Below are 13,403 nucleotides of genomic sequence, written 5' to 3' on the forward strand. Positions count from 1 at the left end.
CGCGGGGGTGGGGGAGGGTGAGCTGCGGGTCGTCGGAGACGACGGAGGCGTACGCGACGATGTCGACGTCGAGGGTGCGCGGGCCCCAGCGTTCGTCGCGGACGCGGTGGAAGGCCTCCTCGACGGCGTGCGCCCGCTCCAGGAGGGAGGACGGGGGCAGGGTCGTCTTGAGAACGACGACGGCGTTGAAGTAGGAGGGCTGGCTGCCGGGGTCGACACCCCAGGGTTCGGTCTCGTAGACGGGGGAGACCGCTTTGACGCGGACGCCGGGGGTGTCCTCCAGCGCGTCGACGGCGCCCTGGAGGTTCTCCAGGCGGTTGCCCAGGTTGGAGCCGAGCGCGATCACGGCGAGCTTGGGGTTCTGAAGGGTGGTGTCGGCGGCGTCGACCCTCTCGGTGACGGAGGCGGGGACCGGCTGGACGGTCGGGTCGGCGGGACCTTGTGTGAACGCGGTCATACGCGGCTCCGGGTGATGGTGACGGTCACGTCGTCGAAGGGGACGGTGATCGGCGCGTCCGGTTTGTGGACGCACACCTCGACCTCCTGGACTCCTTCGTGTTTCAGACAGGTCTGGGCGATGCGCTCGGCGAGGGTCTCGATCAGGTCGACGGGCTCGCCCTCGACGACGGCCACGACTTCCTCGGCCACGATGCCGTAGTGCACGGTCTTCGACAGGTCGTCGTCGGCCGCGGCGGGACGGGTGTCCAGGCCCAGCACGAGGTCCACGATGAAGGTCTGGCCTTCCTCGCGTTCCCTGGGGAACACACCGTGGTGCCCGCGGGCCTTCAGGCCTCGCAGCGCGACACGATCCACGCGAATCACTCCTGCAGTCGTCGGTGGCGGCCGGTGCCTGTCGTGTGCGGCGGCAGGCCGGCCTCGGTCGAATCTACCCGCGGGCACCGACATCGCGGGGCCCGCGGGGGCGGGGCCAGGGATTCGGTGCGCGAGCTTCCACGGGCGTTCATCGCGTGTTCGCCCTGGGAGACCCGGCTGTTCATGGGTCGAGAGCCGCCCATACCCGGGGTCCCGTGATTCCAACCACGTCCGGGTGCCGTTTAGTCCCTACGGGGGTGTGCGCCGTCCGGGTGCCCGGTCAGGCGGGTGAGGTGTCGCTGTCGTCCTCGTCGCTCTCGGCGAGGACGGGCGAACCGTGGTGGGACCAGAGTTTCCAGCCGTCGGGTGTGCGGTGGAACACGTTGGTGGCGACGACGAGCTGGCCGACGAGGGGGCCGAGTTCCTCCCCGTCGGTGGGCGGGCCGCCGCTGAGGATGTTCTCGGTGCAGGTGACCAGGGCGGTGTCGCCGGTGACGGAGACGTGCACGTCGGTGAGGAAGAACTGGATGTAGTCGGTGTTCGCCATGATCAGGGCGTACGACCGCAGGACCTCGCCCCGTCCGGTGAGGACGGGCCAGCCGGGGTGGACGCAGGAGATCACGCCGGTGTCGGCGGGGTCGTGGTACTCCTCGTCGACGCCCAGGTCGGCGGGGTCGAGCCAGAGCGCCGACAGCGCTTCGAAGTCGCCCTGTTCGAGTGCCTCGTAGAAGGCGGTGTTGGCGGCCTCGACCTCTTCGACATCGGTGTGGGGGGTGCTCACCGGGCTTCCTCGGCGCCGCGCGCGCCCAGCGCGTGGCCCGTGGCGCGGGCTTGTTCCACGGCGTGGGCGACGCGTACGGCGTCGGCGGAGGCGCGTACCTCGTGCACGCGGACCGCCCAGGCGCCGGCGTGCGCGGCGAGCGCGGAGACCGCGGAGGTGGCCGCGTCGCGTTCGCGGGCGGGCGGCGGGGCGCCGTCGGGGCCGGCGAGGACACGGCCGAGGAAGCGCTTGCGGGACGCGGCGACGAGCAGCGGCCGGCCGAGGGCGAGGAGGCGGTCGAGGTGGGCGAGGAGGGCGAGGTCGTGTTCGGCGTTCTTGGAGAATCCGAGGCCGGGGTCGACGACGATGCGGTCGGCGGTGATGCCGCCGGCGAGGACGGCGTCCACGCGCGCGTGGAGTTCGTCGACGACTTCGCGGACGACGTCTTCGTACACACCTTCGACGTTGCCTCCCTGGAGGAAGCCGCGCCAGTGCATGACGACGAAGGGGGCTCCGGCGTCGGCGACGGCCGGGATCATGCGGGGGTCGGCGAGGCCGCCGCTGACGTCGTTGACGAGGACGGCGCCGGCGGCGAGGGAGCGTTCGGCGACGGAGGCGCGCATGGTGTCGACGGAGACGACGACGCCCTCGGAGGCGAGGCCGCGCACGACCGGGATGACGCGGCGCAGTTCCTCGTCCTCGTCGACGCGGGTGGCGCCGGGGCGGGTGGACTCGCCGCCGACATCGACGAGGTCGGCGCCCTGGGCGACCAGGTCGAGGCCGTGCTTGACGGCGGCGGTCGTGTCGAACCAGCGGCCGCCGTCGGAGAAGGAGTCCGGGGTGACGTTGACCACGCCCATGACGGCGCAGCGGTCCCATGCCGGAAGGCCCGTGACGCTCCCGCGTCCGCTGTGGTTGCTCATATGTTCAGCGTAGGCCCCCGGTCGGGGCGGTCGTGCCGGGCGTGCGGGTGGGCGGCCTGTGGTGGGGCGGGCCGCCCACCCGCCGGTCAGGCGGCGCGTACGTCCCGTTCGGCGATCGCGTGGGCGCAGGGCCGGGGGGCGCGGCTGCGGCGGCGCAGGAAGGACGGCAGGGGCAGGGCGAGGTTGACGAACCCTTCCGCCTGCATGGCGGCGAAGCCGATGCGGGGCAGGTCGGCGGATTTCCGGTAGACCACGAAGCGGGGTTCCCAGCGGGGCCGGAACTTGGCGTTGAACTTGTACAGGGACTCGATCTGGAACCAGCGGGAGAGGAACACCAGCAGTCCGCGCCAGGCGCGCAGCACGGGCCCGGCGCCGATCTTCTCGCCGCGGGCAAGGGCCGAGCGGAACATGGCGAAGTTCAGCGACACGCGCGTGATGCCGAACTTGGGGGCGGCCTGAAGGGCGGCGACGATCAGCAGTTCGTTCATGCCGGGGTCGGCGGTGCGGTCGCGGCGCATCAGGTCCAGGGAGGCACCGTCCTTGCCCCACGGCACGAAGTGCAGGATCGCCTTGAGGTCGCCGTACGGGCCGGGCTGTTCGTCGGCCTTGTGGGCGGTGGCGATGAGGCAGTCGGCGTCGGCGGGGTCGCCGATGCGGCCGAGAGCCATGGAGAAGCCGCGTTCGGTGTCGGTGCCGCGCCAGTCGTCGGCGGCGCGGCGGATCCGCTCCAGTTCGGCTTCGCCGAGGTCACGGATGCGCCGTACGCGGGTCTCGTAGCCGGCGCGCTCGATGCGCTTGACCATCTGGCGGACGTTGCGCATCGCGCGGCCGGACAGGGAGAAATCCGCGACGTCGACCACCGCCTCGTCGCCCAGTTCGAGGGCGTCGAGGCCGGTCTCGCGGGTCCAGACCTCGCCGCCGGTCTCCGAGCAGCCCATCACCGCGGGCGTCCAGGAGTGGGCGCGGGCCTCGTCCATGAAGCGTTCGATGGCGCCGGGCCAGGCCTCGACGTCGCCGATCGGGTCGCCGCTGGCGAGCATCACGCCGGAGACGACGCGGTAGGTGACGGCGGCTTTGCCGCTGGGGGAGAAGACGACGGCCTTGTCGCGGCGGAGCGCGAAGTGGCCGAGGGAGTCCCGTCCGCCGTGCTTGTCGAGCAGGGCGCGCAGCCGCTGCTCGTCCTCCTCGGTGAGGCGGGCGGCGGGGTGCTCGGGCCGGAACGCGAGGTAGATGGTGGTGACCGCGGTGAGCAGGCCGAGCGCGCCGAGGGAGAAGGCGACCGTCCAGGAGGTGTTGCCCCGGTAGTCGACGGGGCCCTCGAAGCCGAACAGGCCGTAGACCACGTGGGCGAGACGGTCGGCGAGGCTGGGGTCGCCGACCATGCGGCCGGGATGGGCGCTGACGATGACCAGGCCGAGGGCGAGGGAACCGGCGCTCATCAGGACGAAGTTGGCGAGCGCGCGCCACCTGCTGCGCGGGTCGGGCAGGGCGGAGAACTGGTCGCGGTGGATGATCAGGGGCGCGAGCAGCGCGAGGGAGATCACCACTCCGAGGACCGAGTGACGGTACGTGAACTGGGCCACAGCACCGGCGGGCAGCAGTGCGACTGCGGCTCGCCAGGCGCGGCGCTTGCCGCGCTTGAGGCCGTGCGCGAGCAGGAGCAGCAGCACTCCGGCGCTGAGCGACAGTGCCGCCGCGAACGGCCCGAAAGAGCCGGGCAGTACCTCGGCCATGGCGTGCATACGACTGTGCCGGAAGCGCGGGAACACGCCCGCGGCCACGTCCAGCAGGCCCACGAGTGCGCAGGCCCTGCCGACGAGGACGGGGACGGACTCCGGCCGCGGTCCCTTCAGCAGGTGACGCACGCGGCTTGACCGCTTCGGAACCCCGCCCGACATTTCCCCATCTTCCCTGACAGACATCGCATCCCGTTTGTTCTGCGAGAGACCTTGGAACCGGTGCCCTTGGGGCATCCGGCGACATTGCGCCCTCTAGGACGGTGTCTCGGGGGGAGAGGTTCATTCACCCCGTCAAAGCCGGTTCGAAGGCCGGGGAAAGTCCGGGGCAAGCCCTCGCGGAGATGCGGGAGGCAATCCGGTTTCGGGACGGAAAGCGCAGGCAGGAACCCCATGGGTCTCATGAGCAAGACAGTGCTGTGGTTGGCGATCTTCTTCGCCGTGGTGCTGTTCGTCGGAACGGTGTGGCTGTGGCCGCGCCTCGCACGACGCTCCTGGCGTGCCGTCAGCGGGCGCGTCGGTCTGCTGTTCGCCACGCAACTGGCGCTGTTCTCGTGCGTGGGACTCGCCGCCAACCAGGCGTTCGGCTTCTACGCCAGCTGGGCGGACCTGTTCGGGCAGGAGACCGGGCAGGGCGTCGTCGTCGAGCACACGCAGGGCCGCGGCAAGGACGGCCCGCTGCGGGTGGTCGAGACGAGACCGGTGCCGTCGGGCAGCAAACGGCCCGAGATCGGCGGCCAGGTGCAGAAGGTCCAGATCGTGGGCCGTACGACGCGCATCGCCACGCCCGCGTTCGTGTATCTGCCGCCGGAGTACTTCCAGGAGCAGTACCGCACCCGTACGTTCCCGGCGGCGGTCGCGCTCACCGGCTACCCGGGCACGGCGGGGGCGCTCGTGGACAAGCTGAACTACCCGAGCACGGCACGTCGACTGGCGCGCGACGGGCGCATGCAGCCGATGATCCTGGTGATGATGCGCCCGACGGTGGCGCCGCCGCGTGACACGGAGTGCGTGGACATCCCCGGCGGGCCGCAGACGGAGTCGTTCTTCGCGAAGGATCTGCCCGAGGCGATCAGCGGGCACTACCGGGTCGGCACCAAGCCGGGCACCTGGGGCATCATCGGCGACTCCACCGGCGGCTACTGCGCGCTGAAGATCGCCATGCACCACCCCAAGGTGTACGCGGCGGGCGTCGGCCTGTCGGCGTACTACAAGGCGCCGATCGACCCCACCACCGGTGACCTGTTCCACGGTGACAAGCTGCTCCGCAACCGTGCGGACCTGTTCTGGTACCTCAAGCACGAGCCCGCGCCGGACACCGCGCTGCTCGTCACGAGCAGCAAGCAGGGCGAGCCCAACTACAAGGACACGCTGAAGTTCATCGAGCAGGTGAAGGCGAACGGCCACACGCGCGTGGCGTCGATCATCCTGGAATCGGGCGGGCACAACTTCAACACCTGGCGGCGGGAGATCCCGCCGGCGCTGGAGTGGATGAGCGGCCATCTGTCGTGAGCCGGGGGAGGGCGACGCGCGCCGCCGGCGGGGACGGGGGCCGTGTGCCGCCGGGCGGTTCGGGCGTGCCCCGGCGTGTCAGGAAGCGTTCCGCATTGGCTTCTTTTTGCGGGCCAGGGCTCCACGAGCCGCCTACGCGCGGTAAGTTTCTGGCCATGCCACGTGGACGTCACCGCCATTCACCGCCCCTGCACAGGCTGATGCCACCTTCGGCGATCGCAGGCGTGTCTCTGGTCTGCGCGTTCGGCCCGTGGGTGTTCACGGATCCCACACTGCTGCGCACCCTGGCGGCGATCGCCGCGGCGACGGCGATCGTCGGCGCGGCCGTCATGCGCCGGTGGGACGCGCAGGCGGGCAAGCAGGTGGCCGACCTCACGCGCGCGCGTGCGAGTGACGAGTGGCGGCACGAGGAGCGGATCGCCGAGCTGGAGACCGACCTGGAGGAGTCGCGCGAGCTGCGCACCAAGCTGGAGCAGCGGCTGCGCGCCAAGCGCGCCGAGCTGGCGGGGCTGCGCAACGAGCACGCGGCCCTGCTGCGCCGGTACGCCACCGCCGAGACCGAGCGGGCCAGCGCCCTGGAGGGGCGCCGGCTGCTGGAGATCGAGGCCGGTGCCCCGGCCGACTCGGCGCGTGCGCTGCCGCCGGCGCGTGTGGCGCCGGAGGTGGAGAGCGCGGAGCGCGCGGAGGTCAGGGCCGCGGCGGAGGCCGCCGACGAGAACGGCGGCGACGAGACGCCGGCGGTGTCGGTGTTCTCGCCGGAGGGCTCGAAGCTGTTCCTCCGGGCGCAGGCCGCGCTGGCCCGCTTCGACGCCGACACGCGCGCGGAGCGCAAGGAGTCCGCGGAGCACGCGGACGGCGCGGACCGTGCCGAGCCCGGAACCGGTTCCGAAGGCGCCGAGGGCGGCCCGGCCGTCGCGGGCGCGCGGGAGGGCGAACCGCAGGAGGACGGCGCGCAGGGGAAGCCCGAGGCGGTCGACGCCCATGCGCGTGCGGCCGCCGCCCCCGAGACACCCGCGCATGCGCCCGATGCCTCCGAGGAGCCCTCGGGCGCCCCGGCCGACGCCGAGGCCACGGCCGCCGCGCCGGCCGTCCTGCACCCCACCGCGGGGCACCTGGCGGCGCCGACCGCGGTGGCCGTCGTACCGGCGGCACCGCCCGTGCGGCGTCCGCCGTCCGACGGCGGGTTCGACTTCTTCGGCACGAAGAAGGCCCCCACGCGGGCCGCGCTGGAGGCCGTGCAGAACGAGGACCTGGCCGACGTCGTCGGCGAGGAGGCGCTCGCCGTGCACAAGGCGCAGACCGAGGCCGAGTTCAAGCCGGCCGCCGAGCAGGCGCAGGGCGTGGGCCAGGTGATCGACCTGACGGCGCACGACGAGACCGAGCAGATCGACCTGCACGGGCTGCGCAGCGCGGTGTCCTGACGGCCGTACCGAACATCGAGCACAGGGCGGGGCGCTCCTACGGGGGCGCCCCGCTCGGTGTGTGCGGGCGGGTGTGGCGTCGCTCCCGCGGCCTTCGGGCGCGTACGACCGCACGCGTGCGTGGCCGCCTGGGACCCGGCGCGCGCGTCGGCGCCTCGGCCCCCACCCGCGTGCGTGGTCGGCCGGGCACGGCGTTTCGTTCCCCGCACGCGCGCGTGGCCGCCGTGGCTGTCCTGTCCCGCCCTGGTGACCACGGTTCGGTCCCCGCACGCGCGCGTGGCCGGTCGTCCGCACCCTGATCGGCTCGATCGGCCTGGTCGTTCCCCGCACGCGCGCGTGGCCGGACCTGCCCGAGCCCTGGCGCGTCACCGAGGCGGTTCGGTTCCCGCACGCGCGCGTGGCCGGACCTGCCCGAGCCCCGGCGCGTCATCGAGACGGTTCGGCTCCCGCACGCGCGCGTGGTCGGCCGAAGGCAGGGCCGCTCAGGCCATCCACCGGTCCGGCCGTGCGTCGCGGCGGCCGGTGCGGGAACGTTCCGCCTGGGCGCGCAGCAGCGCGGCGGCCTCGTCGGCGTCCCGCAGACGCGCCGTCACGGTCCCGTCCGCGCCGGTGTCCACATGGACGTCGGCGAGCCGCAGCAGCCTCTGCCAGGGCCCCTGCGTGAGCCGTACGCTCTGCACCTTGGCGTGCGGCACGAGCGCCAGGGTGCGCCGCAGCAGCCCGTGCCGCGCCATGAACACCGCGTCGGTGACGGCGAGGCCGTGGCCGCGCCACCACAGCGGCAGCCGACGGCCCGCACGCCGGGGAGGCCGCGAGAGCGACGCGCCCCGCGGGACGGTCACGCCCGGCAGGACGCGGGCGACGACCGCCTCGGCGATCTCGCGCGGGGCGACCGGGACCAGCAGCGAGTTCTCCGAGCCGGCGACGTCCAGTTCGACCCGCACCCAGCCGCGCCGCCGCCACAGCAGCGGCTCGACGATCCGCACCGTCTGCACGCGCCCCGGCGGCACCGTCTCATGACTGCGGTCCAGGAGCCCGTGGTCGATGCGCAGCCCGTCCGGCGACTCGCTCACCGTCCAGTCGTACTCGCCGACGAACCGGCCCACGCCGGCCGCGCCCGCACTGCCCACCAGCGGAATCGCGGTGGCGAGCACCGTCCACACGTTGCCGGTGGCCCACCACAGCAGGGGCGGTACGACGAGAGCGGCGAGAAGCGTGCCCCAGGTGGCGCCGGTGAGTACGAGGGAGAGGGCGAGCACACGCGGGGGCACGCGCAGCATGTCGTGCGCCGGCGCCTCACCGACCTCGTGCGCCGTCTCGGGGGCGAACCCGGCGGCGCGCGCGAGGAGTTCGGCGCGCAGCGCTCGCGCCTCGCGCTCGCCGAGGAAGGCCAGTTCGTCCTTCTCTTCGGCGCCGACGACGTCCAGCCGCAGTTTTGCCACTCCCGCCACGCGCGCGAGGAGCGGCCGGTTGACGTCGACGGCCTGGATGCGTTCCAGCCGGATGTGGGCGGTGCGGCGGAACAACAGGCCGGTACGGATGCGCAGTTCGGTGCCGGTCACCGCGTAGTGGGTGAACCACCAGGTCAGAAAGCCGTACAGGGCGGCGACCGGGACGATCACGGCCAGCACGATCAGCAGGGTGGTCGTCGTCATCCGGCTCAGCTGACGCTGCGTCTGGTCGGGGTCGTGCAGCGCCCAGCCCACGAGCACCGCGATCGGCGCCCACGCCCGCCGCAGCGGCGTCACGGGATGCAGCCGCCGTTCGACGACCGCCTCATCCTGCTCCACGACCGCCTCATCCTGCTCCACGACCGCCTCGCCCTGCTCCCGGATCGCTCCGCCCCGCACGCTCGCTCCGGCCCCCTCAGGTTCCTGCACGGCGCCCTGAGCTTTTCGCCCGGCGTTCTCGCTCCGCACGCCGTTCTCCGCGCCCGGCATGCTCACAGCCCCGCCGATCGGGCTTCGCCCAGCTCGGTGAGCCGGTCGCGGAGCCGCTCCGCCTCGGCCGGGTCCAGGCCGGGGATCGTCGCGTCGGTCGCGGCTGCGGCCGTGTGCAGCTGGACGCTGGCCAGCCCGAAGCGCCGCTCGACAGGGCCCGAGGTGACCTCGACGAGCTGCATGCGCCCGTACGGCACGACCGTCTGCTCATGCCACAGCACGCCCCGGCTGATCAGCAGGTCGTCGGCGCGCTCGGCGTACCGCCACGACCGCCAGTTGCGGCCGAGCATCCTCCAGCCCCACGCCATCAGCGCGAGCGGCAGCGCGGCGAACGCCGCCCACACGGGACCGGCCAGCAGCCCCGGCAGCAGCCCCACGGTCAGTGTCAGCAGCCCCAGCCACACCACCAGCAGCATCCGGCGCATCCGCAGCAGTCCCGGCGGCAGCCCTGTCCACTCCGGCTCGCCCGCCGCGTTCCGCACCGCCGTTCCCTCCGTGACCTGGTCCATGTCCTGTCGGCTGATCCCCGTTTCCATACCGCCAGCCTACGTAAGAGAGACTGTGTCCATGACTCCTACGACGGAGACCATGGTCGGCATCGGCGGTGCCGCGGAGAGCACGGACATGGTGCTCAACATCGGCCCGCAGCACCCGTCCACGCACGGCGTGCTGCGGCTGAAGCTCGTCCTGGACGGCGAGCGCATCACGCGCGCGGAGCCGGTCATCGGCTATATGCACCGCGGTGCGGAGAAGCTGTTCGAGGCGCGGGACTACCGGCAGATCATCGTGCTGGCCAACCGCCACGACTGGCTGTCGGCGTTCTCCAACGAGCTGGGCGTCGTGCTCGCCGTCGAGCGGATGCTCGGCATGGAGGTGCCCGAGCGTGCCGTGTGGACGCGGACCCTGCTGGCGGAGCTGAACCGGGTCCTCAACCATCTGATGTTCCTCGGCTCGTACCCGCTGGAGCTGGGCGGCATCACGCCCGTCTTCTACGCCTTCCGGGAGCGCGAGATCCTCCAGAACGTCATGGAGGAGGTCTCCGGCGGGCGCATGCACTACATGTTCAACCGCGTCGGCGGCCTGAAGGAGGACCTGCCGGCGGGGTGGACGGCACGCGCGCGTGAGGCGGTCGCCGCCGTACGGTCGCGCATGGACGTCTTCGACGACCTGGTCCTCGGCAACGAGATCTTCCGCGGACGCACGCGCGGCGTGGGAGTCCTCACGCCGCAGGCGGTGCACGCGTACGGCGTGAGCGGGCCCATCGCGCGCGCTTCCGGTGTCGACTTCGATCTGCGCCGCGACGAGCCGTACCTCGCCTACGGCGAGCTGCGGGACGTGCTGAAGGTCGTCACACGCGAGGACGGCGACTGCCTCGCCCGCTTCGAGTGCCTGCTGGAGCAGACGCACAACGCGCTCGACCTCGCCGATGCCTGCCTCGACCGCATCGCCGAGCTGCCGCCCGGCCCGATCAACCAGCGGCTGCCGAAGGTGCTGAAGGCACCCGAGGGGCACACCTACGCGTGGACCGAGAACCCGCTCGGCATCAACGGCTACTACCTGGTCAGCAAGGGCGAGAAGACGCCGTACCGGCTGAAGCTGCGCTCCGCGTCGTACAACAACATCCAGGCGCTGACCGAGCTGCTGCCGGGGACGCTGGTCGCGGACATGGTGGCGATCCTGGGGTCGATGTTCTTCGTGGTCGGCGACATCGACAAGTGACCGAAGGGCGACCGGCCCGCACGGGCCGGTCCGCCGTCACACGTCCGCCGGCCGTCGCACCCCTGGCGAAGCCGGTCCGTCGTCACACCTCGGCGATCGGGTCCGCCGCACCCACCGGCTGCACCAGCCACCAGAAGTCGCCCAGTCCGCCCTCTGCCGTGAGCTCCGCGGCCTCCCCGGCGCCCGCGAGGGCGCGCACATAGCCCGCCGGGTCCGTGGACGCGAGCGCGAGCGGGGGGCGCGCCCCGGTGACCCCGAGGGCGCGCAGGGCATCCCGCTGACGCAGGAGGCGCGCGCCCGGGAGCGCCGGTGCACGCCCGGCGTACGCCGCGCACGAGTCCAGGGCGACGTGCGCCGTGATGTCGCACGTCCCGTCCGGCACGGGCGCCGTCTCCCGGCCCGCGCAAAAGCCGGTCAGGGTGCCGAACGGAGGGCGGGTGCCGGCCATGTGGCCGTAGTCCACGGCCACCGCCAGCCCCCGCTCGACGCACGCGACGGCGGACGCCCACGCCTCGTCCCGCGGCAGCCCGATCTCCGCGCGCAGCCCCTCCTCACCGCCGAGCGGCCACCACTCCTCCAGCCAACGGGCGTCCGCGTCCGACACCTCCGCCACCGGGGCCCCGAGACGCTCGGACCCGTCCCGGCGTACGAGCACCAGCCGGGGCACTCCGGCGGCGTCGGTCTCCACGACATCGAGGGGTACGTTGTCCAGCCATTCGTTGGCGAAGAGCAGACCCGTGATCCCGCGGGGCGGCTCGGGCCGCCACTCGATCCGCCCGTCGAGACTCTCCGGCCGGTCCGCGAACTCGACGGCGTACGCGCGCGTGCGGGCCGCCACCTCGTCCGGGAGGGCACGGAGCACCCCGGCGGCCAGTTCGCCACGCCCGGCCGCCATGTCCACGAAGTCCAGCGTGCCGGGACGGCCCAGCGCCTCGTCCACACGGCACAGCAGCCGTGCCACGGCCCCCGCGAACAGCGGCGAGGCGTGCACGGACGTACGGAAATGCCCGGCGGGCCCCTCCGGGCGCCGGTAGAAGCCCTCCGGCCCGTACAGCGCCTCCTCGGCCGCGACCCGCCAGCCCCGCCACTCCTCCGTCACCTCACACACCCCACCGGCGCCGCCACTCCTCCGTCACCTCGCACACCCCACCGGCCCCTCGACTCCTCCGTCACCTCACGCACCCCACCGGCCCCCGCCGCTCTCCCGTCACCGTCTCCGACTCCTCACGCACCCCGCCAGACTAGGCGTACGGAAGATCGGCTCCTCCACCTTGCGGAGTACACACAATCGCTCCGGATCGACCCTCCGGTTGACCCCTGCACGCATTTCCCGTCCCTACGCTGGGTTACGTGCAGCGCCTCTATGACTTCCTCCGCAGACACCCGACGTGGGTCGACGGCTTCTGGGCCGTCGTCCTGTTCGGGTTCTCGCTCATCGCGGAGGTGTCGGGCCAGGAGACCCGCGGCACCGACGCCCCGGCGCTCGTGCTCCCGGTGACGCTGCTGCTCTGCGCGATGATCGCGCTGCGCCGCCGTATGCCGGAGAAGATGCTGCTGCTGGCCCTCGGCCTCGGTGCCGCCCAGGTCGTGCTGGACGTGGAGACACGGATCGCGGACTTCGCCCTGCTGGTGATCGTGTACACGGCCGCCGCGACCGGTGAGCGCTGGGCGTCCCGGCTGGCGCTCGCGTCGGGCCTGGCCGCTGCGACCGTGGCCCAGCTGCGCTGGCCCAACCAGGAGACCGGCGCCATGGGCAACGTGGCGGTGGTCGTCTTCATGACGGTGCCGTTCGCGCTCGCCTGGGTGCTCGGCGACTCCATACGCACCCGCCGCGCCTACTACGCGCAGCTGGAGGAACGCGCGACCCGGCTGGAGAAGGAACGCGAGGCGCAGGCGAAGGTCGCGGTCGCCGCCGAACGCGCCCGTATCGCCCGCGAACTGCACGACGTCGTCGCCCACAACGTGTCCGTGATGGTCGTCCAGGCGGACGGCGCCGCCTATGTCCTGGACACCGCGCCCGACCAGGCGAAGAAGGCCCTGGAGACGATCTCCTCCACCGGCCGTCAGGCCCTCGCCGAGATGCGCCGCCTGCTCGGTGTGCTGCGCACCGGCGAACACCAGGAGGCCGGGGAGTACGTCCCGCAGCCCGACGTCCGGCAGATCGAGGACCTCGTCGAACAGTGCCGCGGGTCCGGTCTGCCCGTCGACTTCAAGATCGAGGGCACACCGCGCCCCCTGCCCAGCGGCGTGGAGCTGACGGCGTACCGGATCGTGCAGGAGGCCCTCACCAACACGCGCAAGCACGGCGGGCCCAACGCCGGCGCCAGCGTCCGCCTGGTGTACTTCGACGACGGGCTCGGCCTGCTCGTGGAGGACGACGGCAAGGGCGCCCCGCACGAGCTGTACGAGGAGGGCGGCTTCGACGGCCAGGGACACGGCCTGATCGGCATGCGCGAGCGGGTCGGCATGGTCGGCGGCACCCTGGACGCGGGCCCGCGCCCCGGCGGAGGATTCCGCATCAGCGCCCTGCTGCCGCTCAAACCGGCGCAGTGACCGCCCCGCACGCCCCCGTACGCCCC

Annotated in this window: 12 protein-coding genes; 4 read left to right on the forward strand and 8 right to left on the reverse strand. The window is 72.8% G+C overall.

The window, feature by feature from the left end; translation table 11 throughout:
* The 5 genes from folK to MTQ10_RS19850 form a co-directional block, all read right to left on the reverse strand.
* The coding region (gene folK, locus MTQ10_RS19830) for a 2-amino-4-hydroxy-6-hydroxymethyldihydropteridine diphosphokinase (RefSeq protein WP_247469935.1) at positions 1–457 on the reverse strand (457 nt) is incomplete at its 3' end.
* Complete coding sequence (folB, locus tag MTQ10_RS19835) at positions 454–813, reverse strand: dihydroneopterin aldolase (protein ID WP_247469936.1); 360 nt, start codon at positions 811–813, stop codon at positions 454–456. The genes folB and folK, both read right to left, overlap by 4 nt.
* Before the next feature lie 280 nt (positions 814–1,093).
* A complete protein-coding gene (locus tag MTQ10_RS19840) occupies positions 1,094–1,594 on the reverse strand; it encodes a nuclear transport factor 2 family protein (RefSeq protein ID WP_247469938.1) in 501 nt (166 codons plus the stop codon).
* Positions 1,591–2,496, reverse strand: a complete 906-nt coding sequence (gene folP, locus MTQ10_RS19845) for a dihydropteroate synthase (RefSeq protein ID WP_247469939.1) — start codon at positions 2,494–2,496, stop codon at positions 1,591–1,593. Before folP ends, MTQ10_RS19840 begins: the two co-directional genes overlap by 4 nt.
* An 86-nt stretch (positions 2,497–2,582) precedes the next feature.
* Positions 2,583–4,394, reverse strand: coding sequence for a phosphatidylglycerol lysyltransferase domain-containing protein (locus MTQ10_RS19850; protein ID WP_247469941.1), 1,812 nt, complete (start codon positions 4,392–4,394; stop codon positions 2,583–2,585).
* Between the two features lie 231 nt (positions 4,395–4,625).
* On the opposite strand from MTQ10_RS19850, the gene MTQ10_RS19855 reads away from it, so the two are divergent.
* Positions 4,626–5,744 carry an alpha/beta hydrolase gene (locus tag MTQ10_RS19855; protein WP_247469942.1) on the forward strand — a complete coding sequence of 373 codons (1,119 nt, stop codon included), beginning with the start codon at positions 4,626–4,628 and terminating at the stop codon, positions 5,742–5,744.
* Between the two features lie 155 nt (positions 5,745–5,899).
* Complete coding sequence (locus tag MTQ10_RS19860; protein WP_247469944.1) at positions 5,900–7,165, forward strand: hypothetical protein; 1,266 nt, start codon at positions 5,900–5,902, stop codon at positions 7,163–7,165.
* Between the two features lie 482 nt (positions 7,166–7,647).
* Here the strand turns inward: MTQ10_RS19860 and MTQ10_RS19865 are convergent, their stop codons facing one another.
* Positions 7,648–9,105, reverse strand: coding sequence for a PH domain-containing protein (locus MTQ10_RS19865; protein WP_247469950.1), 1,458 nt, complete (start codon positions 9,103–9,105; stop codon positions 7,648–7,650).
* A gap of 2 nt (positions 9,106–9,107) precedes the next feature.
* Positions 9,108–9,641, reverse strand: coding sequence for a PH domain-containing protein (locus tag MTQ10_RS19870; RefSeq protein ID WP_374117643.1), 534 nt, complete (start codon positions 9,639–9,641; stop codon positions 9,108–9,110).
* A 31-nt stretch (positions 9,642–9,672) separates the two neighbouring features.
* Here MTQ10_RS19870 and MTQ10_RS19875 point away from each other — a divergent pair, with 31 nt between their 5' ends.
* Positions 9,673–10,824: an NADH-quinone oxidoreductase subunit D gene (locus tag MTQ10_RS19875; protein WP_247469945.1), complete on the forward strand. Its 1,152-nt coding sequence runs from the start codon at positions 9,673–9,675 to the stop codon at positions 10,822–10,824.
* An 82-nt stretch (positions 10,825–10,906) separates the two neighbouring features.
* Here MTQ10_RS19875 and MTQ10_RS19880 read toward each other — a convergent pair whose 3' ends face one another.
* A complete protein-coding gene (locus MTQ10_RS19880) occupies positions 10,907–11,932 on the reverse strand; it encodes an SAM-dependent methyltransferase (RefSeq protein ID WP_374117644.1) in 1,026 nt (341 codons plus the stop codon).
* A 242-nt stretch (positions 11,933–12,174) separates the two neighbouring features.
* Here MTQ10_RS19880 and MTQ10_RS19885 point away from each other — a divergent pair, with 242 nt between their 5' ends.
* Entirely contained in the window at positions 12,175–13,377 is a 1,203-nt protein-coding gene (locus tag MTQ10_RS19885) for a sensor histidine kinase (RefSeq protein WP_247469948.1), read from the forward strand.
* Positions 13,378–13,403 lie beyond the last annotated feature (26 nt).

This window comes from Streptomyces sp. XM83C (assembly GCF_023072675.1).
Classification (GTDB): domain Bacteria; phylum Actinomycetota; class Actinomycetes; order Streptomycetales; family Streptomycetaceae; genus Streptomyces; species Streptomyces thermocoprophilus.

Coding starts and splice junctions, on each gene's coding strand:
- folP (WP_247469939.1), bottom strand. CDS start 2,496: ATGAGCAACCACAGCGGACGCGGGAGCGTCACGGGCCTTCCGGCATGG.
- MTQ10_RS19860 (WP_247469944.1), top strand. CDS start 5,900: ATGCCACGTGGACGTCACCGCCATTCACCGCCCCTGCACAGGCTGATG.
- MTQ10_RS19875 (WP_247469945.1), top strand. CDS start 9,673: ATGACTCCTACGACGGAGACCATGGTCGGCATCGGCGGTGCCGCGGAG.
- MTQ10_RS19865 (WP_247469950.1), bottom strand. CDS start 9,105: ATGCCGGGCGCGGAGAACGGCGTGCGGAGCGAGAACGCCGGGCGAAAA.
- MTQ10_RS19870 (WP_374117643.1), bottom strand. CDS start 9,641: ATGGAAACGGGGATCAGCCGACAGGACATGGACCAGGTCACGGAGGGA.
- MTQ10_RS19850 (WP_247469941.1), bottom strand. CDS start 4,394: ATGTCGGGCGGGGTTCCGAAGCGGTCAAGCCGCGTGCGTCACCTGCTG.
- MTQ10_RS19855 (WP_247469942.1), top strand. CDS start 4,626: ATGGGTCTCATGAGCAAGACAGTGCTGTGGTTGGCGATCTTCTTCGCC.